23 protein-coding genes are annotated in these 26342 nt (G+C 59.2%); 12 read left to right on the top strand and 11 right to left on the bottom strand.

The features are described from left to right. Nucleotides 1–28 precede the first annotated feature (28 nt). The 3 genes from dgcB to K0P33_RS29755 are packed head-to-tail and all read left to right on the top strand — an operon-like array spanning nt 29 to nt 3970. The gene (gene dgcB, locus K0P33_RS29765) at nt 29–1969 is read left to right on the top strand and encodes a dimethylglycine demethylation protein DgcB (RefSeq protein WP_242153135.1); all 1941 of its coding nucleotides are present in this window, start codon (nt 29–31) and stop codon (nt 1967–1969) included. Then, nucleotides 1969–3189, top strand: coding sequence for an electron transfer flavoprotein subunit alpha/FixB family protein (locus K0P33_RS29760; RefSeq protein ID WP_242153132.1), 1221 nt, complete (start codon nt 1969–1971; stop codon nt 3187–3189). Before dgcB ends, K0P33_RS29760 begins: the two co-directional genes overlap by 1 nt. Nucleotides 3190–3199: 10 nt before the next feature. Further along, a complete protein-coding gene (locus tag K0P33_RS29755; protein ID WP_094949525.1) occupies nt 3200–3970 on the top strand; it encodes an electron transfer flavoprotein subunit beta in 771 nt (256 codons plus the stop codon). Nucleotides 3971–4831: 861 nt separating this feature from the next. Here the strand turns inward: K0P33_RS29755 and gbcA are convergent. Then, entirely contained in the window at nt 4832–6127 is a 1296-nt protein-coding gene (gbcA, locus tag K0P33_RS29750; protein ID WP_094949524.1) for a glycine-betaine demethylase subunit GbcA, read from the bottom strand. A 283-nt stretch (nt 6128–6410) separates the two neighbouring features. Between gbcA and gbcB the strand changes: the two genes are divergently transcribed. Continuing rightward, the gene (gbcB, locus tag K0P33_RS29745) at nt 6411–7511 is read left to right on the top strand and encodes a glycine-betaine demethylase subunit GbcB (RefSeq protein WP_094949523.1); all 1101 of its coding nucleotides are present in this window, start codon (nt 6411–6413) and stop codon (nt 7509–7511) included. Nucleotides 7512–7651: 140 nt separating this feature from the next. Here the strand turns inward: gbcB and K0P33_RS29740 are convergent, their stop codons facing one another. From K0P33_RS29740 to K0P33_RS29730, 3 genes are all read right to left on the bottom strand, one after another. Continuing rightward, nucleotides 7652–8185: a transposase gene (locus K0P33_RS29740; RefSeq protein WP_094949522.1), complete on the bottom strand. Its 534-nt coding sequence runs from the start codon at nt 8183–8185 to the stop codon at nt 7652–7654. 107 nt (nt 8186–8292) lie between these two features. Then, the gene (locus K0P33_RS29735; protein ID WP_242153129.1) at nt 8293–8472 is read right to left on the bottom strand and encodes a hypothetical protein; all 180 of its coding nucleotides are present in this window, start codon (nt 8470–8472) and stop codon (nt 8293–8295) included. A gap of 204 nt (nt 8473–8676) precedes the next feature. Then, nucleotides 8677–9717: a low specificity L-threonine aldolase gene (locus tag K0P33_RS29730; RefSeq protein WP_094949520.1), complete on the bottom strand. Its 1041-nt coding sequence runs from the start codon at nt 9715–9717 to the stop codon at nt 8677–8679. Nucleotides 9718–9807: 90 nt separating this feature from the next. Here K0P33_RS29730 and K0P33_RS29725 point away from each other — a divergent pair, with 90 nt between their 5' ends. Beyond that, nucleotides 9808–10536, top strand: coding sequence for a TraX family protein (locus tag K0P33_RS29725; protein WP_094949519.1), 729 nt, complete (start codon nt 9808–9810; stop codon nt 10534–10536). On the opposite strand, the gene K0P33_RS29720 is transcribed toward K0P33_RS29725, so the two are convergent. Both K0P33_RS29720 and K0P33_RS29715 read right to left on the bottom strand, forming a co-directional pair. Next, complete coding sequence (locus K0P33_RS29720) at nt 10501–11562, bottom strand: NAD(P)/FAD-dependent oxidoreductase (protein ID WP_094949518.1); 1062 nt, start codon at nt 11560–11562, stop codon at nt 10501–10503. The two genes, K0P33_RS29725 and K0P33_RS29720, sit on opposite strands and share 36 nt — an antisense overlap. Nucleotides 11563–11582: 20 nt before the next feature. Then, nucleotides 11583–13769 (bottom strand): hypothetical protein, encoded by a 2187-nt coding sequence (locus tag K0P33_RS29715; RefSeq protein WP_242153126.1) that lies wholly within the window; start codon nt 13767–13769, stop codon nt 11583–11585. Between the two features lie 318 nt (nt 13770–14087). Here K0P33_RS29715 and glyA point away from each other — a divergent pair, with 318 nt between their 5' ends. From glyA to fdhA, 7 genes are all read left to right on the top strand, one after another. Next, nucleotides 14088–15341 carry a serine hydroxymethyltransferase gene (gene glyA, locus K0P33_RS29710; RefSeq protein WP_242153123.1) on the top strand — a complete coding sequence of 418 codons (1254 nt, stop codon included), beginning with the start codon at nt 14088–14090 and terminating at the stop codon, nt 15339–15341. A 22-nt stretch (nt 15342–15363) separates the two neighbouring features. Next, on the top strand, nt 15364–16614 hold the full coding sequence (locus K0P33_RS29705; protein ID WP_094949515.1) for a sarcosine oxidase subunit beta: 1251 nt from the start codon (nt 15364–15366) through the stop codon (nt 16612–16614). Between the two features lie 30 nt (nt 16615–16644). Further along, nucleotides 16645–16947 (top strand): sarcosine oxidase subunit delta, encoded by a 303-nt coding sequence (locus K0P33_RS29700; RefSeq protein WP_083356404.1) that lies wholly within the window; start codon nt 16645–16647, stop codon nt 16945–16947. Continuing rightward, nucleotides 16944–19961: a sarcosine oxidase subunit alpha gene (locus K0P33_RS29695; RefSeq protein ID WP_242153119.1), complete on the top strand. Its 3018-nt coding sequence runs from the start codon at nt 16944–16946 to the stop codon at nt 19959–19961. The genes K0P33_RS29700 and K0P33_RS29695 overlap by 4 nt, the downstream gene beginning before the upstream one ends. Before the next feature lie 131 nt (nt 19962–20092). Beyond that, on the top strand, nt 20093–20725 hold the full coding sequence (soxG, locus tag K0P33_RS29690) for a sarcosine oxidase subunit gamma family protein (RefSeq protein ID WP_242153116.1): 633 nt from the start codon (nt 20093–20095) through the stop codon (nt 20723–20725). Between the two features lie 140 nt (nt 20726–20865). Beyond that, complete coding sequence (purU, locus tag K0P33_RS29685; protein WP_242153112.1) at nt 20866–21723, top strand: formyltetrahydrofolate deformylase; 858 nt, start codon at nt 20866–20868, stop codon at nt 21721–21723. A 181-nt stretch (nt 21724–21904) separates the two neighbouring features. Then, nucleotides 21905–23104 (top strand): formaldehyde dehydrogenase, glutathione-independent, encoded by a 1200-nt coding sequence (fdhA, locus tag K0P33_RS29680; protein ID WP_094949511.1) that lies wholly within the window; start codon nt 21905–21907, stop codon nt 23102–23104. A 105-nt stretch (nt 23105–23209) separates the two neighbouring features. Here fdhA and K0P33_RS29675 read toward each other — a convergent pair whose 3' ends face one another. From K0P33_RS29675 to K0P33_RS29655, 5 genes are all read right to left on the bottom strand, one after another. Then, a complete protein-coding gene (locus K0P33_RS29675; RefSeq protein WP_242153109.1) occupies nt 23210–23428 on the bottom strand; it encodes a hypothetical protein in 219 nt (72 codons plus the stop codon). Between the two features lie 174 nt (nt 23429–23602). Continuing rightward, nucleotides 23603–23812 (bottom strand): hypothetical protein, encoded by a 210-nt coding sequence (locus K0P33_RS29670; protein ID WP_242153106.1) that lies wholly within the window; start codon nt 23810–23812, stop codon nt 23603–23605. Between the two features lie 99 nt (nt 23813–23911). Continuing rightward, nucleotides 23912–24199 carry a hypothetical protein gene (locus tag K0P33_RS29665; protein WP_242153104.1) on the bottom strand — a complete coding sequence of 96 codons (288 nt, stop codon included), beginning with the start codon at nt 24197–24199 and terminating at the stop codon, nt 23912–23914. Between the two features lie 936 nt (nt 24200–25135). Further along, nucleotides 25136–25396 (bottom strand): hypothetical protein, encoded by a 261-nt coding sequence (locus K0P33_RS29660; RefSeq protein WP_242153102.1) that lies wholly within the window; start codon nt 25394–25396, stop codon nt 25136–25138. A 298-nt stretch (nt 25397–25694) separates the two neighbouring features. Then, the gene (locus tag K0P33_RS29655) at nt 25695–26096 is read right to left on the bottom strand and encodes a DUF3757 domain-containing protein (RefSeq protein WP_242153099.1); all 402 of its coding nucleotides are present in this window, start codon (nt 26094–26096) and stop codon (nt 25695–25697) included. Between the last annotated feature and the right edge of the window lie 246 nt (nt 26097–26342).

Genomic DNA, 26342 nt, shown 5'->3' with positions numbered 1-26342 from the left:
GACCTGTGTGGTCTTCGGGAGCTTCACCATGTTGAACACCTTGCTGCCTGTTCTCTTGTTTGCCGCCCTGGGCCTTGCCGTCTTGGGCGCCCTGCGCCGGGCAGCCATGTGGCGCCGTGGCCGCGCCTCCAAAGTCGACCTGCTTGGCGGCCTGCTGGCCATGCCCAAGCGCTACATGGTCGACCTGCACCACGTGGTCGCCCGCGACAAATACATTGCTAACACCCACGTCGCTACCGCGCTGGGCTTTGTGCTGTCGGCGCTGTTGGCGATTCTGGTGCACGGTTTCGGCCTGCATAACCGCGTCCTCGGCTATGCCTTGCTGCTGGCCTCGGTGCTGATGTTTGTCGGCGCCACGTTCGTTTACCTGCGGCGGCGTAACCCGCCGTCACGTCTGTCGAAAGGCCCGTGGATGCGCCTGCCGAAAAGCCTGATGGCGTTCTCGGTGAGTTTCTTCCTGGTGACCTTGCCGGTGGCCGGGGTTCTGCCAGCCGACTTCGGCGGCTGGTTGCTGGCCGCCTTGTTGAGCCTGGGCGTGCTGTGGGGCGTGTCGGAAATGTTCTTCGGCATGACCTGGGGCGGCCCGATGAAACACGCCTTCGCCGGTGCCCTGCACCTGGCCTGGCACCGCCGTGCCGAACGTTTTGGTGGCGGCCGTTCCACCGGGTTGAAGCCGCTGGACTTGAGCGATAAAACCGCGCCGCTGGGCGTGGAAAAACCCAAGGATTTCACCTGGAACCAACTGCTCGGCTTCGACGCCTGCGTGCAGTGCGGCAAGTGCGAAGCCGCGTGCCCGGCGTTCGCCGCCGGCCAGCCGCTGAACCCGAAAAAGCTGATCCAGGACATGGTGGTCGGCCTGGCCGGTGGCACCGACGCCAAGTTCGCCGGCAGCCCGTATCCAGGCAAGGTTATTGGCGAACACAGCGGCAACCCGCACCAGCCGATCGTCAACGGCCTGGTGGATGCTGAAACCCTGTGGTCGTGCACCACCTGCCGCGCCTGCGTGGAAGAGTGCCCGATGATGATCGAGCACGTGGACGCCATCGTCGACATGCGCCGCTACCTCACCCTGGAAAAAGGCGCGACCCCGAACAAGGGCGCCGAAGTCCTGGAAAACCTGATCGCCACCGACAACCCTGGCGGCTTCGCACCGGGCGGTCGCCTGAACTGGGCGGCGGATTTGAACCTGCCGTTGTTCAGTGAAAAAGGCAGCGCCGATGTGTTGTTCTGGGTCGGCGACGGCGCCTTCGACATGCGCAACCAGCGCACCCTGCGCGCCTTCGTCAAAGTGCTGAAGGCGGCCAAGGTCGACTTTGCCGTACTCGGCCTGGAAGAGCGCGACAGCGGCGATGTCGCGCGCCGCCTGGGCGATGAAGCCACGTTCCAACTGCTGGCCGCGCGCAATATCCAGACGTTGGCCAAGTACAGCTTCAAGCGCATTGTCACCTGCGACCCGCACAGCTTCCACGTACTGAAAAACGAGTACGGCGCCTTCAACGGCAATTACCTGGTGCAGCATCACAGCACCTTTATGGCCGAGCTGATCGGCGACGGCGCGTTGAACCTGGGCCAGCACAAGGGCAACATCGTGACGTATCACGACCCTTGCTACCTGGGCCGTTACAACGGCGAATACGAGGCCCCGCGCCAAGTGCTGCGCGCGCTGGGCATTGAGGTCAAGGAGATGCAACGCTCGGGCTTCCGTTCTCGCTGCTGCGGTGGCGGTGGCGGTGCGCCGATCACTGACATTCCCGGCAAGCAACGTATTCCCGATATGCGCATGGAAGACATCCGCGAAACCGGCGCCGAGCTGGTGGCTGTGGGTTGTCCACAGTGCACAGCGATGCTTGAGGGTGTGGTTGAACCGCGCCCATTGATCAAGGACATCGCCGAGTTGGTGGCCGACGCGTTGCTGGAAGACGCCGCCCCGGCCAAGACCCTGAAACGTGAACCTGCGCAGGTGCATTGATGAGCGACATTATCCGCCGCGACCCACGGGCCGAATGGATCGCCCGTAACCGCCTGCACCCGCTGCATGCGGCGATGCAGCCGGTGCAACACAGCTGGATGGGGCCAAACGGCGTCATTCGCAAAAACGTGCATGGCGTCGGTTTTATCGGCCCCAATGGCATCAAGCGCATTGACCGCAGCGGCGCCCAGCAGGGCGGCGCGGCCAAACGCACAGCGGCGGTGCAAGTGCAGTTGCCGCTGCATCAGGTGCCTGCGCCGGCGTTCTACATCAACGTGGTGCCGGACATGGTCGGCGGCCGCCTGAGCAGCCACGACCGCGACTTGCTCGGTTTGGCGCGGCAACTCGCCGGCAGCGACGGCGCGGTGTTGGCCGTGGTGTTCGGCGAATACAAAGAAAGTGCGTTCGCCACGGCGGGCGTTGATCGCCTGCTGGTGTTGGAAGGCCATGAATTCGACGGTTATTCACCGGAGCAACGCGTGCAAGGCCTGCGGGCTGTGGATAACCAGTTCAACCCGCGCCATTGGCTGCTGCCGGATAGCCGCAGCGGTGGTGGCGAGTTGGGTCGGCGTTTTGCCGCGAGCCTCAAGGAGCGCCCGGCCACGCGAGTCTGGCAGATCAAGGGCGAGGCGTGTATCGGCCGCGCCGGTGCGGGCCAGGAAGATTTGGCCCGGCCATTGCCGCGCCTGATCCTGGCGGCAGTGGAATGCGCCGAACCGGTCAGCGAAACACGCCATGAAGTATTGCCCGTGGAGTTATCCACAGCCTTGGCGCGCAGCTTGCCGCGTATCGAAGACCTCGGTGCCGTGGCGGTGGACCCCGGCGCGATTCCCATGGCCGAGGCGGAGTTTATTTTCTCCGGCGGCAACGGCGTGAAGGACTGGGCCCTGTTCCATCAGACCGCCGCGGCCCTGGGCGCCACCGAAGGCGCCTCGCGGGTGGCGGTGGATGATGGCTTTATGGCGCGTGATCGCCAGGTTGGCGCCAGCGGCACCTGGGTCACGGCGCGGGTTTACGTGGCCGTGGGGATTTCCGGGGCGATCCAGCACCTGCAAGGCATCGGTGCCTGCGACAAAGTGGTGGCAATCAACCTCGACCCGGGCTGCGACATGATCAAACGTGCCGACCTGTCGGTGATCGGCGACAGCGCCGCGATACTGCAAGCCTTGATCGCTGCGGTCGAGGCCCACCGCAACGGCGCCAAGCGCGATGCGGCTTAAGGACATGACCATGACGACACATGTAATCAGCTTGGTGTCCATCGGCGCCCACCCTACTTCAGGCCGCCCACGCCGCGCCGAGCAAGATGCTCGCGCTGTCGAGCTGGGTTTGCAGATGGCTGGGGATAAGTTGCAGGTGCTGCATGCGGGCAACATTCACGAGCCTACGTTACGCAGCTACCTGGGCATGGGCTTGCCGCAGTTGCACGTGCTGGAGCAGCCGGCAGGTTCTGATGCCTTGCCGGTGCTCAGTGAATACCTGCGTGACGCCGGCGCCCAGGTGGTGCTCACCGGTAGCCAGGCGGAAACCGGCGAGGGCTCGGGCATGTTGCCGTTCCTGCTGGCCGAACAACTGGGCTGGCCGCTGATTGTCGGGCTGGCGCAGGTGGAGTCCATCGATGGCGGTGTGGCCCATGTGCTGCAAGCCTTGCCGCGCGGGCAGCGGCGGCGCTTGAAGGTGCGCTTGCCGTTTCTGGCCACGGTGGATAACGCTGCGCCCAAGCCACGGCAAAGCGCCTACGGCCCTGCGCAACGAGGCGAGCTGGCCGCCCATGAGGTCGAGATTGAGCAAGACGAGTTATTCACAGGTGCGCTGCTGCAACCCGCCAAGCCACGGCCTAAGCGCCTCAAGGTGATCAAGGCCAAGAGCGGCGCCGACCGCATGAAGGCCGCCACGGCCAAGGCCAGCGGCGGCGGTGGGCAAGTGCTCAAGGGCCTCAGCCCCGAGGCGGGCGCCGAAGCAATCCTCAAGCTGCTCATCGAAGAAGGCGTCGTGCGCTAACCCAAGGTGGGAGGAGGCCAGTGTGGAAGCTGGCTTGCCTGCATCGCGGGCAAGCCCGGCTCCCACAGAAAAGCCAGCAGCCAGATTGTTTTTGCGGCGCGCGTGTAGGCTTACCCACAATCCCTGTTGACCCGTCTGTGGATAACCTGTTCGCGGTTGTCCACAGCCCCGGTAAATCAAGCCCTGCAGCCCTCTGTACGAAAAACAACCAGGCTAACTGACGGTTTTTGCTTGGGTTTTTCCACATCCCAAGCCATCGCCCAGTTCAGACTTGCCCCCAAAGTCTGTTGGCGCTTCTGTGGATAAGATGTTCGCTATCATCTGCAGCCCATATAAATAAAGGCTTTCACTGGGTTGATCAAAATATGATCAATTGGTCTTATTTGCCGAAGAAAAACCCTGAATGGCCCGATTTGTGAAGCTTTGACGCGGTTTTCCACAGCGTTGGCAAAGTTGCCCCCAAAGTCTGTTGGTGCTTCTGTGGATAAGGTGTTTGCGTACTGCTACAGGCCACGTGAATAGAGGCTTTCAGAGACTTGGTTAATAAATGATCAGGCGTGCAAAAAACCGCAAGCTTTGAATAAGTCACGGATTTTCTTCATTTAATTTCGGGAGGAAGGTGTACTTGCCCACAATTACTGTGGGTGGCTTTGTGGATAAGTTGTTGGGCGAAGGCTGGAGGGCAGGTTATTAGGGGCCTGTAAAAGGTTTGATCGAAATTTGAACAATGGTGATAGCCAATGTGGGAGCTGGCTTGCCTGCGATGGCATCACCCCAGTGCAACTGAGGCTCCGAGGTGTCCGCATCGTAGGTAAGCCAGCTCCCACACAAGCCCCATATTGATGATCTGTGGGGTGTCAGTTATTCGTGTACGGCCACACCTTTGAGATACGGCGCCGGCGCCGCGCCCAGGTTGCTCAGCATCCGCTCGCTGTACCAATCCACAAAATTCACCACGCCAAACTCATAGGTCTTGGAGTACGGCCCTGGCTGGTAAGCGGTGGAGTTGATCCCGCGCTGGTTTTCTTCGGCCAGGCGACGGTCCTGGTCGTTGGTGGCGTCCCACACTTTGCGCATGCGCTCCACGTCATAGTCCACGCCTTCGACGGCGTCCTTGTGCACGATCCACTTGGTGGTGACCATGGTTTCCTGTGCGCTGATCGGCCACACGGTGAACACGATGATGTGATCGCCCATGCAGTGGTTCCAGGAGTGCGGCAAGTGCAGGATGCGCATCGAGCCCAGGTCCGGGTTCTTGATGCGGCCCATCAGCTTGTTGCAGCCTTGTTTGCCGTCGAGGGTCATCGACACGGTGCCCTTGAGCAGCGGCATGCGCACGATACGGTTACGCAGGCCGAAGCTGGCGTGGGCGTAAGGGATTTTTTCCGCGTCCCAGGCGGCGGCCGACGCCGCGACGTGGTCCTTGAAGGCCTGGTCGGCGCGCGGGTCGGTGACGTCGTCCCATTCCAGCAGGGTTTTCAACAGTTCCGGGTGCGACGCGTTGCAGTGGTAGCACTCGCGGTTATTTTCCAGCACCAGTTTCCAGTTGGCTTTTTCAAACAAGGTGGTCTGGATCGCCACCTTGGTGTTTTCCATGTCGTAGGGTTCCATGTAGTGGTTTAGCGTCGACAGGAAGTCATCGATGGCCGGCGGGTTCTCGGCCAGGCTGATGAAAATGTAGCCGCCGGCGGTCTTTACGTTCACGGGTTTCAAGCCGTATTGCTTCATGTCGAAGTCGGCGCCCATCTCGGTGCCGGCGAACAGCAGGCGGCCGTCCAGTTCGTAGGTCCACTGGTGGTAGTGGCAGACCAGTTTGGCAACCTTGCCCTTGTCGCTGGTGCACAAGCGCGAACCACGGTGGCGGCACACGTTGTGGAACGCATGCACCACGCCTTCGGCGCCACGGATCACGATGATCGGGTTCTTGCCCACTTGCAGGGTCAGGTAGTTGCCCTTGGTGGGGATCTCGCAGGTCATGCCGGCGATCAACCACTCTTTCTGGAAAATCTCCTGCATGTCGATGTCAAACAGCCGCTCGTCAGAGTAAAACGGCTGCGGCAGCGAAAAGGTGCGCTCGCGCTCTTGCAGCATGTGCGCGGTGGCCTTGCGTGCGGGTTCCAGCGGATCGCCCAAGCTTAAGGTTGCGGTGACGTCCATCGTGTGTGTCCTCAGGGCCATTCTGTGTGGCCGGCGAATAGTGGCTACGGTTGTTGCTGTGCAAGGCGTAAAGAAAGTGTCTTTGTTGGGAGTGAGTGTGGGCCCGGCAAAGGCCAGAACCTTGTCCATTAACGACATGGCCCACTCTGATCCCGACGCGCAACCCCCGTGATATGGGGGCTGGTCGCGATAAGTATGTGAATGTCGCAGATAGGTAAATGGGTGGTTCTCGCGTTACGCAGAATCGCCACCATAAGGCCGAATATCGGCGGTGGAGAACAGCATGTCCAACAGCTTCCTGAATCCGGTAACTACCCAGACCTGGGCCAATGGTCGGCACATCGTCCGTTGCGTCAAAGTCATCCAGGAAACCTGGGACGTGCGCACCTTCTGCTTTATGGCCGACCAACCGATCCTGTTCTTTTTCAAGCCGGGGCAATTCGTCACCCTGGAGCTGGAAATCGATGGCCAGCCGATCATGCGTTCCTACACCATTTCCAGTTCGCCGTCGGTGCCGTACAGCTTTTCGGTGACGATCAAGCGTGTGCCGGGTGGCAAGGTCTCCAACTGGCTGCACGACACCCTGCACGAAGGGCAGGAGCTGGCGGTGCACGGGCCGGTCGGGTTGTTTAATGCCATCGACTTCAGTAACCCCAAAGTCCTCTACCTCAGCGGCGGCGTCGGCATCACGCCGGTGATGTCCATGGCGCGTTGGTATTACGACACCAACGCCAACGTCGACATGACCTTTATCCACAGCGCGCGCTCGCCCAAAGACATCATTTACCACCGTGAGCTGGAACACATGGCGTCGCGGATCGACAACTTCAGCCTGCACCTGATCTGCGAGAAGCACGGCCTGGGCGAGCCCTGGGCCGGCTATCGCGGCTACCTGAACCACAAGATGCTCGAACTGATGGTGCCGGACTTCCTCGAGCGCGAAGTGTTTTGCTGCGGCCCTACGCCGTACATGAACGCGGTGAAGCGCCTGCTGGAAGTGGCGGGCTTCGACATGGCGCGTTACCACGAGGAATCCTTCGGCGCCACGCCTCCCGAGGCGCGTGCCGACGCGGTGGAACAGGCCGAGCAAGCCGCCGACGCCCCGGAAATCGACTTGGCGGATTTGCATCAGGTGGAGTTCATTGCCTCGGGCAAAAGCATCCGTGTGGCCCCGGGCGAAACCGTCCACGCTGCTGCCGCCAAGCTTGGCCTGCTGATCCCCAAGGCCTGCGGCATGGGCATTTGCGGTACGTGCAAGGTGATGAAGCTGGGCGGAGAGGTCGAGATGGAGCACAACGGCGGTATCACCGAAGAAGACGAGGCCGAGGGTTACATCCTGTCGTGCTGCAGCGTGCCGAAGGGTGATGTGCGTATCGAGTTCTGAAAGATCGTTGAAAGATCGTTCCCACGCTCCGCGTGGGAATGCCTCCTGGGACGCTCCGCGTCCCGCCTCCGTGTATCTTGTGACGCGGAGCGTCACGGGCTGCATTCCCACGCGGAGCGTGGGAACGATCGTTACGATCATCAGTACCACTGTTGTATGTCTATTAAACCCTCACTTCCTGCGTAATTACGGGCGCTGGAATATCGCCAGTGCTCGGCCAAGTCCACATATCCTCGCTTTACTGGGTTGCAATGGATGTAATCAAGTTTTTGGCGCATCACTGTCTCGCTGTACACCAATTCGGCATGTGAGCCTTCCTGCCAAAGCTGATAAACCCGATCTGCCTTGTGTGCTCGTTTGCTGAAGCGCAGGCGTTGTAACACCCGCTCGGCACCTTTGCTTTGCAGGTCATCAATGATGGTACGAGCGGTGAAGGATTTGAATTGACTGACGCACTTGCGCAGGTCCGGCGCTTGGGCGACGAAGTGCAGGTGGTTTTCGAGAATGACGTAGCCAAATAGGCTTAGCGCATGGTGCTTTTGCTGATATCGCCAACAATCCAAGAGATGGCCCACGAGGTAGTCGCGGGTAAACAGCGGTAGCCACTCCATGACAGTGCACGTTAGGAAGTGCGGTTTTTCGGGTTCGGTGATGACGTAGCGGCTTCTACCCATCTATTCGTCCTTGAATGGAGGTGTGGCGTGGACGCGGAGCGTCCCAGGGAGGCATTCCCACGCGGAGCGTGGGAACGATCACTACGATGCGACGCGCTCCTTAGTCGTTAGCGGGTGTAGATCTGGATGGAGAACTGATCGCCGGAAGCTGTCAATTCGAAGGCTTTTTCATAGATGGTCAGGGTTCTCGAAGGCTCCCTGATGGTGTCACCGACGTTTGCCAGTTTCCTGAACTCGTCCCAACTTACGAACGTGTCGTTCAGGCTGCCGTCTTGTCGTGCGTTCATGGCGTAGCATTGAACTTCCATGGTCTAACCCTCTGCTGGATTTCCGTTTCCGGCCGATTATTCGGCAGGCAGTTGTTCCCGAAAGGTGGCCGCTGCAGCGGCCTTTTCCTTCCGAGTTCCAGTAGGCTAGTCGATGAAAATAGGGTTAGATGCTGTCGGAAACACCAAATAACAGTCTCGGCAATCCGCCAGTATTCGTCACGCCTAGGCGCCCATCACTTTCCTAATATCCGCAGCTAATTCTCTTACGCGTTCTTCCTCGGTATCCCACGCACACATGAAGCGCGCGCCGCCTTTGCCGATGAAGGTGTAGAAACGCCAGCCCTTGGCCGTCAGCGCCTCGATGGCCGCTTCAGAGAGCTGTAGGAACACGCCATTGGCCTGTACCGGGAACATTAATTCCACGCCGGGAATATCCGCCACCAGGCTGCTGAGCAGTTGTGCGCAATGGTTGGCGTGGCGTGCGTGTTTGAGCCAGGCGTCGTTTTCCAGCAAGCCCACCCACGGCGCCGAGAGAAAGCGCATTTTCGACGCCAGCTGGCCGGCCTGTTTACAGCGGTAGTCGAAGTCTTCGGCCAGTTTGTGGTTGAAGAACAGGATGGCTTCACCCACCGCCATGCCGTTTTTCGTACCGCCGAAGCACAGCACGTCCACGCCGGCTTTCCAGGTCAGGTCGGCTGGGGAGCAGCCGAGGAACGCGCAGGCGTTGGAGAAGCGCGCGCCGTCCATGTGCAGGTTCAGCCCCAGTTCTTTGCAGGTGACGCTGATCGCGCGGATTTCTTCTGGGGTGTACACGCTGCCGACTTCGGTGGCTTGGGTCAGGGTGACCACGCGTGGTTTGGGGTAGTGGATATCCTGGCGCTTGAGGGCGATCTCGCGGATCGACTCCGGGGTCAGCTTGCCGTTTTCGGTGCGCGCGGTGAGCAGCTTGGAACCGTTGGAGAAGAACTCCGGTGCGCCACATTCGTCGGTTTCGACGTGGGCGGTTTCCGAGCAAATCACGCTATGGTAGCTCTGGCACAGCGAGGACAATGCCAAGGAGTTGGCGGCGGTGCCGTTGAAGGCGAAGAACACTTCGCAGTCGGTTTCGAACAGGTTACGGAAACCGTCGGCGGCGCGGTGGGTCCATTCATCATCGCCGTAGGCGCGTTGATGGCCTTGGTTGGCGAGTTCCATGGCGGCCCAGGCTTCCGGGCAGATGCCGGAATAATTGTCGCTGGCGAATTGTTGGCTCTTGTCGGTCATGGCCCATTCCTGTGGTCGATGTTGGTGCGCACTGTACCCAAGATTGTCTGAGGTGCGCACGCACTGTAAATGCAAAGTCACTGGGGAATTATGCACGGTACACAAGCGTTGCCTGTCGGACGCGTCCGCGATGGCGCCCTGGATTTGCTCAAGTGGCTGGCACTGCTGAGCATGGTGCTCGACCATTTGCGTTATGTCGGTTTGAACCTGGATGGCCTGTATGTACCCGGCCGCCTGGCGTTTCCCTGGTTTTGCCTGGCGATTGCGGCCAATTTGCACCGAGTCAGGCATGCGCCCGTAACCGGCCAATGGCGATACCTGGGCTGGCTGCTGCTGTTCAGTGTGATCAGCGAAGTGCCCTATCGAATGTTTATCGATGATGCCGATACGTTGAACGTATTACCGACCTTGGCGCTGGGCTTGCTGGTTGCCCGAGGATGGCAGCATAAAGCGCTTTTTGATCGAGGATTGGCGCTGATCGCCCTCATGATCGCCGGTGTGTTTTCCACGCACCTGATGTTCGGTTTCTTCGGTGTCTTGCTGCCGCTGGCGATGCTGCTGGTGTTCAGCCGCCGATGGTATTTCAGCGTGTTGCCGGGTTTGGTCTGTGTGGCTGCCAACCAATGGCAGATTCTGCTCAATAGCGGCACGCTGGTCGCGATACTTGGGCTGGCGGCTTGCCTGATCGCGCCATTGGCGGGATTGCTGCTTTTGCGACACGCCAAACACGCCTCCGCACCCGCCATGCGCCGCTGGGCCTATGCGCTGTACCCGCTGCATTTTTTACTGCTGTTGTTGGTGCGCAAAGCCATTGGCTGAACACGCGTGAAGCCAGCGAGGAGGAAACGGGTGAGCCGCGTAAAACTCGCGCATTTTTTGTACGTCGCGTTCGAACCAGTCCCGTAGCCATTGGCAATATTGCAGTGAGATAGCCTGCCTATGCGCTGGGGTGGCATGTTCATCGACAATGCAGCGCGCGGCCATCATTCCCGACATCAAGGCCTTGAGTACCCCGTGAGAAGCCCCCGGGTCCAGCACGGCAGCCGCGTCGCCTATGATGAAGTAGCCATTACCGGCCGCGTGTTCGCAGACTCTCCAGGTGACATCGGCACCCTGGATCGCGCCCTCGCACACCAGTTGTTCAAAACAGCCCGGTACCGCTGACGCCTTGGGGGCTTTATCTTGCGCAAAGTGCAGTCGTGTCCAGTGATAAAGCCCCTGGCCTATGTGAGCCGTCCAGTACCAGCCTGATCGGTCAGCGAAGATACCAAGAGCGCGCTCGTCGACCGTTCCGCGCTTATAGCCATACAGGGCCGTCAGTGCGGGTGAGTAGCGACGTGTTGCCAGCCCCAGTTGGCGTGCCAGCCAGCCATGAGCACCGCTGGCATCGATAAGGTGCCTGCAAAACAATTGCTCAGTCTGGGTACGAATACCAACAACGCGATCGTTTTCCACCAACAACTGCTTTGCCTGGCAGGGTTGCAGGGCATGCACGCCCAATGCGATCGCTCTGTCCAACAGCAACCCATCCAGCGTAGCCCTTGGAATCTGAAACCCTCGCCACGGCCCATTTGCGTCTTCCCCGAAGGGCACAAAGCGCCGGTCTTTATCCCACTTCACCCAGGCACCCTCAGGGCGGATGAAGGTATCACCGCCCACTTTTTCAGCCACACCCAGTTGCTGGAGCAGCGGTTCTATACCCGGGTGCAAAGTTTCACCTGGGCGATGGCGGGGAAACAACAGGCGCTCAACAAGGGCCACTTTCAGGCCCTGTTGAGCGCAAGAAATAGCGGCCGAACAACCCGCCGGGCCGGCGCCTAGGATGATGACGTCATATGTGTTCATTGAGTCTGGCCTGGATCTCTCTAAACGCGTTGCCAAGGTTTAATACCTTGCTGGCGCAAGATAACGTTCGGCCATACGAAGTAAGTAAAACTCTCGGTCAGTTTGCGACGTACTTGGTCGAACGCCGGTGATTGTGCAGGGAGAAAGCGGAACAGTTCAAGCCGATAACCTGGGCCATATGACGTCGCTGGCAAGTCTGTGTTTGCCGTGACTACTGCGTAGTCGACAGGCATTGCAGGGTTGAACGAGTCGATAAACCAATCCCTTGCGGTGCTTCCCAATGAACGTCTGACTCGCCGCCAGGCATCAACGCGACGTTGATATTCCTGTGAATCGACTTTACCCGTCAGCGCCAGTGAGAACGTCGCGTTTAGCGCGTTTTCCACGTAATCGGTGTAGTGGTAAGTCTCGTAGGCCCTATGTGTCGCGCCATTGGAGATATAGCTTTTCGCAGCGGGTACGCCATCCCAGGGTAATCCGGTTTTCTTGCCGATTTCCTGATCCAACATCGGCTTGACGGTCGGCCCGGCTCTGCCTCCCGGTTCATAGGATTGCGCTGAGTCCGGCGCAACGGCGGGCCAGAAGGAACTCAGGGCTGCGCAAAGTTTGGCATCTTCGGGAAATGGGCTACCCAGTCTGTAAGAGGCCAGGTGCGTAACGTCGTCCAATTCAGAGATGCCAACGTCCCATCCAGGTGCGAATACCCCGGCTCCTGCATCAGTCAGATGCGAGGCACACTTTGCTGATGCGACATTCGGTGTCAGGGGTGTAGCAGGGGCGGGCGAGGTATTAAACTGGGCGACAATTGCAGTCATGCTGACGTCGGTGCTGGAAAAAGACTCTGGGAAAGACTGGATATTGGCCGCGAAACGAGAGTCGGACAGGCACCTCGGTCGTACGGAAAAGACCGTGAACTGAGAGGCTGCATCCATGCTTTCAAGCCATTCCAGCAGGTGCCGCTGGTCGCACAAAGGGTAAAAGTCAGGTGCGCAGATCAGCGAATACGCGGTCACACGTTGTGGAATCGCGGGGTCCAGCGCCGCGCAATGGGCTTTAATCCCGCCATCGCCAGTGAAGTCCAGATAGTGCAGGGCCTTGAAATTGCCCTTCCTCAATTCGCCAAGCATGTCTGGCCGCCGATTCAGATTGATCACGTTCCCCGTGTCATCGACTTTATGACGAATGTGCACAAATTCCGGCGCATTCCCGTCAATTGCCAAGCTGGAAATCAGAATTCCAGGATTGGCAGGCACATTGAACGTCAACGGTTTGCCCAGGTATTGGGCAGCCTCCGTCAGGCGTTTATGGGGCATGGCAGACATGAGTCCGGGGCCATACGCTTGTTCAGGGAGCCAGTCTGCGAGACCTTCAGTCATGACGAAGGGCGGTTGGCTGATATCGGGTTCGCCCCAGCCCGAACCCGCCCCTAATTCCAAGTGTATGCGGCGTAACTTCTCGTTTTTATGCTGCGCCTGGAGGTTAACCGCCAGCGTCATGCCGGCGATGCACTCGTTGCCGCTGAACAGTTTATGCAGTGGCACCCAGAAATCATTGGCTGCGTCATTTGTCCCAAAACGCATGGGGCCGAAACTGGCGCGGTCGCCTTTAAGCTGCACCGCAACATAAGCACTGTAGCGCGCCGGCAAGACGCGAATAGCGTGGTTTTCCCCTTCTACAAAAGGCAGGAAACCCCTGCTTTTTTCATCGTACAGCGGGGCCGCAGTACCGACTCGTGTTATGCCGGTGCGGGAAAAACACAGATCGGCATGGGCCTTATGCACAGTGTCCGGTGCTGTGCGGTATTCGAGTGCGAAAACCACCACCGCCATGGGCCTGCCATTGGCGCGCGCCTGCAACTGCGCAAGGCTGGGCGCCTGTCTGGCATAAACATAGTTGAGGACGGTTTCAAGTTCTGCCGGCGTGGGGTACGCCTGGAGCGGGTTGCCCCTGGCATCGGTTGTCACGTTGGCATTTGCCAGTGCGTGGTACAGCAGGCTATGTGCGGGTTTGCCAGGCTCAATACCGCGGGTTCCGGCCAAGGCAAAGTCTTCAAAACCTGGAAGTGTTCGGTTTGGGGTCAGCGTTTTACCCAGTTCGGCTTCAAGGCTGGGCGCCAGGATGTCGAGACCATGGCCAAGCAACAAATTTTGCCAGCCATGGGGCGCCAGGCGTTTGCAGATATCAATAACTTGGTTAAGTAGAGCCATGTTGGCATTCCTCGACGTAGCAGGGCGTTCAATCTTTTCGATTGAACCGTGAACGCGTCGAATGCATGAACTGGCGCTTTTGATTGGCAATCGTAGCTATCTTTTTGTGTTTTGTGCGACTAGGCCGGTTTTTTTGCGTTCCCCGCGCCCTGTGTGACGTGAGCAATCTCAGCGCTTTGTTCGCCTGCACGTCAGGCCATGTCGTAAACGCACCTTTGCGTGGCGTCCGTAGGCATTTGACCTGTCTGCGCCAGCCCTACCATCGCATCAAAGGGCCCTGCACGGGCCTTAACAATACGAAAGGCTGGGAGAGACGCGATGTTCAGCAAAAAAGACCAGATCCAGGGATATGACGACGCCTTGCTGGCGGCGATGAATGCCGAGGAGCAGCGTCAAGAAGATCATATCGAGCTGATCGCGTCAGAGAACTACACCAGCAAACGCGTGATGGAAGCCCAGGGCAGTGGCCTGACCAACAAATACGCCGAAGGCTACCCGGGCAAGCGCTACTACGGTGGCTGCGAGCACGTGGACAAGGTTGAAGCCCTGGCCATCGAGCGCGCCAAGCAACTGTTCGGCGCCGATTACGCCAACGTGCAGCCGCACTCCGGTTCGTCCGCCAACAGCGCGGTGTACCTGGCGCTGCTGAACGCCGGCGACACCATCCTTGGCATGAGCCTGGCCCACGGCGGTCACTTGACCCACGGCGCCAAAGTGTCGTCCTCGGGCAAGCTGTACAACGCAGTGCAGTACGGCATCAACACCGACACCGGCCTGATCGACTACGACGAAGTCGAGCGCCTGGCGGTGGAGCACAAGCCGAAGATGGTGGTGGCCGGTTTCTCCGCTTACTCCAAAACCCTGCATTTCCCACGTTTTCGCGCGATTGCCGACAAGGTCGGCGCGCTGCTGTTCGTCGACATGGCTCACGTCGCCGGCCTGGTGGCTGCTGGTTTGTACCCGAACCCGCTGCCTTACGCTGATGTGGTCACCACCACCACCCACAAGACCCTGCGCGGTCCCCGTGGCGGTTTGATCCTGGCCAAGGCCAACGAAGAGATTGAGAAAAAACTCAACTCTGCGGTGTTCCCCGGTGCCCAGGGCGGCCCGCTGATGCACGTGATCGCCGGCAAGGCCGTGTGCTTCAAGGAAGCGGCAGAGCCGGGCTTCAAGGTTTATCAACAACAGGTGATCGACAACGCCCAGGCCATGGCCAGCGTATTTATCAAGCGTGGCTACGATGTGGTGTCCGGCGGCACCGATAACCACCTGTTCCTGGTCAGCCTGATTCGCCAGGGCCTCACCGGCAAAGAGGCGGACGCCGCCCTCGGTCGCGCCCACATCACCGTCAACAAGAACGCCGTGCCGAATGACCCGCAGTCGCCGTTCGTGACCTCGGGCCTGCGTATCGGCACCCCGGCGGTGACCACACGTGGCTTCAAAGTACCGCAGTGCATTGAGCTGGCTGGCTGGATCTGCGACATCCTCGATAACCTCGGCGACGCCGATGTCGAGGCCAACGTGGCCAAGCACGTGTCTGCCCTGTGCGCTGATTTCCCGGTTTATCGCTGAGCGCGGTTTTGGAGTAATGACTATGCAACGCTACTCGGGCTTCGGCCTCTTCAAGCACTCACTCAGCCACCACGAAAACTGGCAGAAGATGTGGCGCACGCCCACGCCGAAAAAAGTCTACGACGTGGTCATCGTCGGCGGCGGCGGGCATGGTCTGGCGACCGCCTATTACCTGGCCAAAGAGCACGGCATCACCAACGTGGCCGTGGTCGAGAAAGGCTGGCTGGGCGGCGGTAACACCGCGCGCAACACCACCATCGTGCGCTCCAACTACCTGTGGGACGAGTCAGCGCACCTGTACGAACACGCGATGAAACTGTGGGAAGGCCTGTCCCAAGACCTGAACTACAACGTGATGTTCTCCCAGCGTGGCGTCTACAACCTGTGCCACACCCTGCAAGACATCCGTGATTCCGAGCGCCGCGTGAGCGCCAACCGCCTCAATGGCGTGGATGGCGAACTGCTCAACGCCAAACAAGTGGCCGACGAGATCCCGTACCTCGACTGTTCGAAAAACACCCGTTACCCCGTCCTTGGCGCCACCGTGCAACGTCGCGGCGGCGTGGCCCGTCACGATGCCGTGGCCTGGGGCTTTGCCCGCGCGGCTGACGCACTCGGCGTGGACCTGATCCAGCAGACCGAAGTGATCGGCTTTCGCAAGGAAAACGGCGTGTGCGTCGGCGTGGAAACCAACAAGGGCTTTATCGGCGCCAAGCGCGTCGGTGTGGTCACCGCCGGTAACTCCGGGCACATGGCTTCGCTCGCCGGTTTCCGCCTGCCGATCGAATCCCACCCGCTGCAAGCGTTGGTGTCGGAGCCGATCAAGCCGATTATCGACAGCGTGATCATGTCCAACGCCGTGCACGGCTACATCAGCCAGTCGGACAAAGGCGACTTGGTGATCGGTGCCGGTATCGACGGTTATAACGGTTATGGCCAACGCGGCTCGTACCCGGTGATCGAACACACCATCCAGGCCATCGTCGAGATGTTCCCGGTGCTGTCGCGCGTGCGCATGAACCGCCAGTGGGGCGGCATCGTCGATACCACGCCGGACGCCTGCCCGATCATCTCCAAAACCCCAGTGCCGAACATGTTCTTTAACTGCGGTTGGGGCACCGGTGGCTTCAAGGCCACGCCGGGCTCAGGCAACGTATTTGCCGCCAGCCTCGCCAAGGGTGAAATGCACCCGTTGGCCGCACCTTTCTCCATCGACCGTTTCCACAACGGTGCGTTGATCGACGAACACGGCGCTGCGGCCGTCGCCCACTAGCTCTCGGCGTATCAAGAGGAGAAATACCCTATGTTGCATATCTTCTGTCCTCACTGTGGCGAACTGCGCTCTGAAGAGGAATTCCACGCGTCCGGCCAAGCGCACATCCCGCGCCCGCTGGACCCGAACGCCTGCACCGACGAGCAGTGGGGCGACTACATGTTCTTTCGCGATAACCCACGAGGCCTGCACCACGAACTGTGGATTCACGCCGCCGGTTGCCGCCAGTATTTCAACGCCACCCGCGACACGCTGACCTACGAAATTCTTGAAACCTACAAGATAGGCACCAAGCCGCAATTCACCGCCAAGGCTTCTGGAGAGAAGGTATGAGCCAGATCAATCGCCTGTCCAACGGTGGCCGCATCGACCGTAATAAAGCCCTGACGTTTACCTTCAACGGCCAGAGCTACAAAGGCTTTGAGGGCGACACGCTTGCCGCTGCCTTGTTGGCCAACGGCGTCGACATCATCGGCCGTAGCTTCAAGTATTCGCGCCCACGCGGCATCTTTGCCGCCGGTGCCGAAGAGCCGAACGCGGTGCTGCAGATCGGCGCCACCGAAGCCACCCAGATTCCCAACGTGCGCGCCACGCAACAGGCGCTGTACCAAGGCTTGGTCGCCACCAGCACCAACGGCTGGCCGAGCGTGAATAACGACATGATGGGCATTCTCGGCAAGGTCGGCGGCAAGCTGATGCCGCCGGGTTTCTACTACAAAACCTTCATGTACCCGCAATCGTTCTGGATGACCTACGAGAAGTACATCCGTAAGGCCGCAGGCCTTGGCCGCTCGCCGACCGAGAACGACCCGGACACCTACGACAACTTCAACCGTCACTGCGACGTGCTGATCGTCGGCGCCGGCCCTGCCGGGCTGTCGGCAGCCTTGGCGGCTGCGCGCAGTGGCGCGCGGGTAATCATTGCCGATGAGCAGGAAGAATTCGGCGGCTCTTTGCTGGACTCCCGCGAAAGCCTCGATGGCAAGCCGGCTACCGAGTGGGTCGCCAGTGTGATCGCTGAACTCAACGCCCTGCCGGACGTGGTGCTGCTGCCTCGCGCCACCGTCAACGGTTACCACGACCATAACTTCCTGACCATCCACGAGCGCCTCACCGATCACCTCGGTGACCGTGCGCCGATTGGCGTGGTGCGTCAGCGTATCCACCGTGTGCGCGCCAAGCGCGTAGTGCTGGCGACCGGCGCGTGCGAGCGCCCGCTGGTGTACGGCAACAACGACGTGCCGGGCAACATGCTCGCTGGCGCCGTCTCCACTTACGTGCGCCGCTACGGCGTGGCGCCGGGCAAAAAACTGGTGCTGTCGACCAACAACGACCACGCCTACCGCGTAGCGCTGGACTGGTTCGACGCAGGTCTTACCGTGGTGGCCGTGGCCGATGCGCGCCACAACCCACGCGGCGCGCTGGTGGAAGAAGCGCGCGCCAAAGGCATTCGTATCCTCACCGGCAGCGCCGTGATCGAAGCCCGTGGCAGCAAACACGTGACCGGCGCCCGCGTGGCGGCCATCGACGTCAACGCGCATAAAGTCACCAGCCCCGGCGAGTGGCTGGAGTGCGACCTGGTCGCCAGCTCCGGCGGCTACAGCCCGGTGGTTCACTTGGCTTCGCACTTGGGCGGCAAGCCGACTTGGCGTGAAGACATTCTCGGTTTCGTACCGGGCGAAGCACCGCAGAAACGCGTGTGCGTCGGTGGCATCAACGGCGTCTACGGCCTTGGCGATTCCCTGGCGGATGGTTTTGAAGGCGGCGTGCGCGCGGCCAGCGAAGCCGGTTTCACGCCGGTGGAAGGCACGCTGCCCAAAGCCTTGAGCCGTCTAGAAGAGCCGACGTTGGCGCTGTTCCAAGTGCCTCACGAGAAAGCTACCGCACGGGCGCCCAAGCAATTTGTCGACCTGCAAAACGACGTGACCGCCGCCGCCATCGAACTGGCGACCCGCGAAGGTTTCGAGTCGGTCGAACACGTCAAACGCTACACCGCGCTGGGCTTCGGCACCGACCAGGGCAAGCTCGGTAACGTCAACGGCCTGGCCATCGCGGCCCGCTCGCTGAACGTGACCATCCCGCAGATGGGCACCACCATGTTCCGTCCCAACTACACGCCGGTGACCTTCGGCGCAGTCGCGGGCCGCCACTGTGGGCATATCTTCGAGCCGGTGCGCTACACCGCGCTGCAAGCCTGGCACGTGAAAAACGGCGCCGAGTTTGAAGACGTCGGCCAGTGGAAACGCCCATGGTATTTCCCGCGTGACGGTGAAGACCTGCACGCGGCGGTGAAACGCGAATGCCTGGCTGTGCGCGACAGCGTCGGCCTGCTGGATGCGTCGACCCTCGGCAAGATCGACATTCAAGGCCCGGATGCCCGTGAGTTCCTCAACCGCATCTACAGCAACGCCTGGACCAAGCTCGACGTGGGCAAGGCGCGCTACGGCCTGATGTGCAAGGAAGACGGCATGGTCTTCGACGACGGCGTAACAGCCTGCCTCGCCGACAACCACTTCCTGATGACCACCACCACCGGCGGCGCGGCGCGTGTACTCCAGTGGCTGGAAATCTACCAACAGACCGAATGGCCGGACCTCAAGGTGTACTTCACCTCGGTCACCGACCACTGGGCGACCATGACCTTGTCCGGCCCCAACAGCCGCAAGCTGTTGGCCGAAGTCACTGACATCGACCTGGACAAGGACGGCTTCCCGTTCATGACCTGGAAAGAAGGCTTGGTCGGCGGCGTACCGGCGCGGGTGTTCCGTATCTCGTTCACCGGTGAGCTGTCGTACGAAGTCAACGTGCAGGCCGACTACGCCATGGGCGTGCTTGAACAGATCGTTGAGGCCGGCAAGAAATACAACCTGACGCCGTACGGCACCGAAACCATGCACGTACTGCGCGCCGAGAAGGGCTTCATCATCGTCGGCCAAGACACCGACGGCTCGATGACCCCGGACGACCTGAACATGGGCTGGTGCGTAGGCCGCACCAAACCGTTCTCGTGGATCGGCTGGCGCGGGATGAATCGCGAAGACTGCGTGCGTGAAGAGCGTAAGCAGTTGGTGGGCTTGAAGCCGATTGATCCGACGGTGTGGCTGCCGGAAGGCGCGCAATTGGTGTTCGATCCGAAGCAGACGATCCCGATGAAGATGGTCGGCCACGTGACCTCAAGCTATGCGCATAACTCGCTGGGTTATTCGTTTGCGATGGCGGTGGTGAAGGGCGGCTTGAAGCGCATCGGTGAGCGGGTGTTTTCGCCGCAAGCGGATGGCAGCGTGATCGAGGCGCAGATTGTGTCTTCGGTGTTCTTTGATCCGAAAGGTGAGCGGCAGAACATCTAACACCTGATCGTTCCCATGCTTCGCGTGGGAATGCATCCCGGGGCGCTCCGCGCCCCAAAAGCGGACGCAGAGCGTCCATGGCGGCATTCCCACGCAGAGCGTGGGAACGATCAAATTAGGAAAGGTGCTTTATGACAGCAGCCAATGTTTACCAGCAACGCCCCACCTCCGGCGCCAAGGCCGAGTCGTCGCTGCACCATGCCGACCTCGCCAGCCTGGTCGGCAAGGGCCGCAAGAACGCCGGCGTGACCGTGCGCGAAAAGAAACTTCTCGGCCACCTGACAATCCGTGGCGATGGCCACGATGCGGCCTTCGCTGCCGGCGTGCACAAAGCCCTGGGCATCGAACTGCCTGGCGCCCTGCAAGTCATCGTCAAAGGCGAAACCAGCCTGCAATGGCTCGGCCCGGACGAGTGGCTGTTGATCGTGCCAAGCGGTGAAGAATTCGCCGCCGAACAAAACCTGCGTGCCGCCCTGGGCGACCTGCATATCCAGATCGTCAACGTCAGCGGCGGCCAGCAGATCCTCGAGCTTAGCGGCCCGAACGTGCGCGACGTGCTGATGAAGTCCACCAGCTACGACGTGCACCCCAACAACTTTCCGGTGGGCAAGGCGGTGGGCACGGTGTTCGCCAAGTCGCAGCTGGTGATCCGCCACACCGCTGAAGACACCTGGGAGCTGTTGATCCGTCGCAGCTTCTCGGACTACTGGTGGTTGTGGTTGCAGGATGCCTCGGCCGAGTTCGGCCTGAATGTCGTCGCATAACGATCATTCCCACGCTCTGCGTGGGAATGCATCCCAGGACGCTCCGCGTCCCAAGAGCGGACGCAGAGCGTCCATGGCGGCATTCCCACGCAGAGCGTGGGAACGATCAACGACGATCAACGAAGGCCTGAGGATTCACTATGAGCCGCGCACCTGATACATGGATTTTGACCGCCGACTGCCCCAGCGTGCTCGGCACGGTGGACGCGGTCACCCGCTACCTGTTCGAACAGGGCTGCTACGTCACCGAACACCACTCGTTCGATGATCGCCTCTCGGGCCGCTTTTTTATCCGCGTGGAATTCCGTCAGCCCGACGGTTTCGACGAGCAGGCTTTGCGCGAAGGCTTGGCCACTCGCGGCGAAGCCTTCGGCATGGTCTTCGAGCTGACGGCGCCGAACTACCGGCCAAAAGTGGTGATCATGGTCTCCAAGGCCGACCACTGTCTCAACGACCTGCTGTACCGCCAGCGCATCGGCCAACTGTCGATGGACGTGGTCGCGGTGGTGTCCAATCACCCTGATCTCAAACCCTTGGCCGACTGGCACCAGATTCCCTACTACCATTTCCCCCTCGACCCTAACGACAAACCGTCCCAGGAGCGCGAGGTGTGGCAAGTGATTGAAGCTACCGGCGCTGAACTGGTGATCCTTGCGCGCTACATGCAAGTGCTGTCGCCGGAGCTGTGCCGCAAGCTGGATGGCAAGGCCATCAACATCCACCACTCGTTACTGCCGGGGTTCAAGGGCGCCAAGCCGTATCACCAGGCGTACAACAAGGGTGTGAAGTTGGTCGGCGCCACCGCGCATTACATCAACAACGACCTGGACGAAGGCCCGATCATCGCCCAAGGCGTGGAGGTGGTGGATCACAGCCACTATCCCGAGGATTTGATTGCCAAGGGGCGCGATATCGAAGGGCTGACATTGGCCCGGGCCGTTGGGTATCACATAGAGCGCAGGGTGTTTCTCAATGCCAATCGCACGGTCGTTCTTTAGATCGCTATCGCAGGCGAGCCAGCTCCCACATTTGAATGTGTTCACAAATCAAAAGGTGGGAGCGGGCTTGCCCGCGATGAGGCCATCAGCAACAACGCACAAACAGCATCTGTACCCGAGCATTTTACGCGCTGCCTGCCTGGGCAACGCGGTTCCATAAAAACAACAGCGAGGTGAAAGCATGTCTGGTAATCGTGGTGTCGTGTATCTCGGCAACGGCAAGGTCGAAGTACAGAAAATCGACTATCCCAAAATGCAGGACCCCCGTGGCAGGAAGATTGAACACGGCGTCATCCTGCGCGTGGTCTCCACCAACATCTGCGGCTCCGACCAACACATGGTGCGCGGCCGCACCACTGCCCAGACCGGCCTGGTGCTCGGTCACGAAATCACCGGCGAAGTGATCGAGAAGGGCAGCGACGTAGAGAACCTGAAAATCGGCGACTTGGTCTCGGTGCCGTTCAACGTCGCGTGCGGCCGCTGCCGCTCCTGCAAAGAACAACACACCGGCGTGTGCCTGACCGTTAACCCGGCGCGTGCCGGTGGTGCTTATGGCTATGTCGACATGGGCGACTGGACCGGTGGCCAGGCCGAATACGTACTGGTGCCGTACGCCGACTTCAACCTGCTGAAACTGCCGGACCGCGACAAGGCGATGGAGAAAATCCGCGACCTGACCTGCCTCTCCGACATCCTGCCCACCGGCTACCACGGCGCCGTCACCGCTGGCGTTGGCCCAGGCAGCACGGTGTACATTGCCGGTGCTGGCCCGGTCGGCCTGGCCGCTGCCGCGTCCGCACGCCTGCTCGGCGCGGCCGTGGTGATCATCGGCGACGTCAACTCTATCCGCCTGGCCCACGCCAAGGCGCAAGGGTTTGAAGTGGTTGACCTGTCCACCGACACCCCGCTGCACGAACAGATCGCCGCGTTGCTGGGCGAGCCAGAAGTGGACTGCGCCGTTGACTGCGTGGGCTTCGAAGCGCGTGGCCACGGGCATGACGGCGCCAAGGCCGAAGCCCCGGCCACCGTGCTTAACTCGCTGATGGGCGTGGTGCGTGTGGCAGGCAAAATCGGTATTCCTGGCCTGTACGTCACCGAAGACCCAGGCGCGGTCGATGCCGCCGCGAAAATGGGCAGCCTGAGCATTCGCTTTGGTCTGGGCTGGGCTAAATCCCACAGCTTCCACACCGGGCAGACGCCGGTGATGAAGTACAACCGCCAGCTGATGCAGGCGATCATGTGGGACCGCATCAACATCGCTGAGATTGTGGGTGTGCAGGTGATCAGCCTGGATGATGCGCCGCGTGGGTATGGCGAGTTTGATGCGGGTGTGCCGAAGAAGTTTGTGATTGATCCGCATAAGTTGTTCAGTGCGGCGTAACTATCGGAGAAGCAAGAGGAGAGATGATCGCTTCATTTCTCCTTTTGCTGTAAACAGCGATGGGGGCGTATCTGGTGTGATTAGCTAAGTCTTGATTTTTATCTTTTATCCTCCATTCGCCTCCCTCTCTTGCTTCTCAAACTCCGCTTTCTCTCGTTCGAATTCGTCTGATGTAACGCAGCTAAATGTGTCTCTCGGATCAGTGTATTTTTTCTTCAGTATTTCAATCGCCTCGGCCTCGCTGTTTGCAACGACATCCTCTTTTTGCACGTTGCGGTAGCCGGTTGTTGTCCCAATAGTGCAATTGTATTCGCGCTCGCTCATCTCAATCATCCTTGTGCGTGTTCGGCTTTTTTTTGGCTTCCAGAGAGAGTGTGTTTGATATTTTATTTGTGTGTACCTGTTAGATTTCACAGTTTTTTATAGGTGTTCGAAATATTAATGCGAGGTTTTTTTCTTAAAGGATCTATGCGGGTGCTTTGTTAAAGGTAGAAGTGATTAGGTCGTTTTTGCCTGGGCGATCTGGGCACCGTTATCAAAAAAATCAGCAGATGAACTGGGTGCTTGGACGATGCGTCCCATGGTGATGGCGAGTTTGATGCGGGTGTGCCGAAGAAGTGTGTGATTGATCCGCTTAAGAAGCTGAGTGACGCGTAAAGCCAAAGCTGAAAAAATGGCGACCCTGGAGTTTGCCCGTGAGTCGCCCATTGTGTACGTTCAGTGTCCCCAGGTCAGGTTTAAATTGTTTATACTGCCGAAGGTTCTGAAGAGCGTTGCTGCAGGTCGTGTTGAATCGGAGTGTTGGATTTAATTTCGTTGTAATTGCTCTAACTTTACTTGGAGATATATCTTCTTTTGTGGATCCGTCTCAGTCTTTAATTGTTCTTCAATCTCTGCTTTGCGTTTATTTTCCTCTGCTTTCCCCGAGAAAGTGCAGCTAATAACATCGCGGGAGTCGTTGTACTTTTGCTTCATCTTCTCAAGCGCTGCAGCCTCGCTATTTGCATTTAGACTCTCATATATTACGTTGCGATAGCCAGTTGTTGTACCTATGCGGAAACTAAAATTATAATCTTTCGTTGCGGCATTTCTCATGTTTTCTTGGTGGTGGGCTTACAGGGTGATGTTATTAGGAAAACGTATTATGTGTAGCTGTTGGTGCTAACAGGTTGTTGTGTTTTTTAGAAAAAAAGTTATTGAAGAAGTATTTTGCTTGTCTCATTTAAGGTACTTGAAATAGTGTAAGTTCAAAGAAAAAGCACGGCGCCCGATGGGCCGCCCTTGCTATTTATTTGAACGTACAGGCTGTCGGGTCTGTAGACGTGCAGTACGTGTTTTCAGTGCCGGCGGAGTTGGTAACGACAGTCCTGTTAATGGTCTCGGTCAACCAATTGCCTTTGTCTGGCTTAGGCAGCGTAGTGTATCGCTTGGAAAGCCGGACGCGATCAGGCGGTGAGCCGGCTTTGCTGCCACCAGCGCCAACATAATCGCATTTGACAAACGAGACGATAGAGCCCGCTGTATCTTTTGGGTCTTCTCCATGCGTGCCAATTTTGCGTTGCGACAGGGTCGCTCGTTCAAACTTTAAGGTGGGGCTCAAGTACGATCGATTTTCGTCGTTTCCGCTGTCCTCGTTATTGCCTTTAAACTCGCCCGCTGTGTATACGACCTCGCCGCCACTTTCACTTGCCGTAATCTGGCTCTCTGGCGCACAACTTTCAGCGAATGCGCAAGTGCTACCAATTAGGGTCGCCAAGGTAATGACAACTTTCAAACATTGAGAGCTAAGAGTTGATCGTTTTGTTGTGCTTAGGCATTTCATGAGTAGGTACCCTGTGTGTTGGTTCAAGACTGAATATTCAGTGATGATCAGGGCGGACGGATACTGTTAGAAACAACAGTTTTTTAGAATTGTTCGTGCTTAGTCGCCTTATTGTTTGTTGCGATAAACTATAAAGACGTGCGGTGAGAGGGGCCACGTGCTGTACAGAAAGGGCTACCCATAGGTCGCCCTTTTTTGCATCTGGGTGTTTAGGCCTGCAACCGCCGGCTGATCACATCCAGCAGGTCGCACCCGTCCCGCAAGGGAATGGCGCAGAGCAGGGCGAAGTCCTGGAGGACGAGATTGTCGATGTGCAGGCCCTCACGAAACGCGAGGTTTTCCATGACTTGTGTCACCGCGCGGATGCGGTAGACCGCGGCGTCGTGGAGGACGTCGAGCGGGACTTGGGTGTCGATGAGCAGGGAAGGGGTGGTGCTGTCGTGGCCGGTGAGCGGCATGTATCGGTTCATGTTTTAAAACCCATTCAAGTAGAGGTGGGCTACACACTTATTCGTCGCCAAACGAATTGGGTGGCAGCTGTACGCAGGTTGGCGAACCGGGAATGGAACCGGCAGACCCGAAGGTCTCCCGCGCACAGCCACCATGAAAGCAGCTATTGCGGACGCAAAAGAACCTGCAAAAAAGCAGAAGCTTTTGCACCATTCACCCGAGTCGCCAAACCCGTGTCGCCATGTGGACGACCGCCGAACTATAAGCGCCATCCGTCGCCAGGAGCAAGTCGCCTGGGCGATGATGATCAACTGCGGGTCACCGATGGGTGAATGAGCACTTGGTGGCGTCAGAGTCTTCGCAATAGGTGCCTTTCCAGTAACCAATAGGCGTGAGGTTCCACCCCTCGACGGATTTGAGCGTGACCGAAAGCTGTGCGTCATTACCCATTGGACCCTTGTAGGTGCAGGTGACGGCTTCGTTTTGTGCATCGTAACGGGCATCGTGAAACGTCGAGTCATTGAGGTAGGAGGCGGTAGCTGACGGGTTTTTGCCGGTCCAGGTAAGCCCGCCCGGCTGTGAGGCTTCATAGCTATAACCGCCACCGGCCATCGCGGTTTGATGGATGCTCTGGATCGGTGGGCAAGTTGCGGTCGCCGCGATGGCATTTGCTACCAGCCCTGTCATTGCAGACAAGCCCGCAAGCAGTGCGCGCTTCATAAATGTCTTCCGGTGGGGAGCAGATGTTTCATGCTGCGGGTGATACAGAGTGTTGGCTACTGTTATAAATGACAGTTCTTTAGCGTATTTACTTCTTGTAGAGGCACTGGTTATTTCAAAGTTGCCCAGCCGATGAAGATCAAATGTGGGAGCTGGCTTGCCTGCGATTGCGGTCGGCCAGTCAACCTGTCTCTGGCTGACCCACCGCTATCGCAGGCAAGCCAGCTCCCACAGGGATTATGTGGT

It is taken from the genome of Pseudomonas sp. ArH3a (assembly GCF_022648765.1).
Lineage (GTDB): Bacteria > Pseudomonadota > Gammaproteobacteria > Pseudomonadales > Pseudomonadaceae > Aquipseudomonas.
Note: the sequence above shows the minus strand (reverse complement) of the source record. Positions and strands in the feature narration are given on the sequence as shown.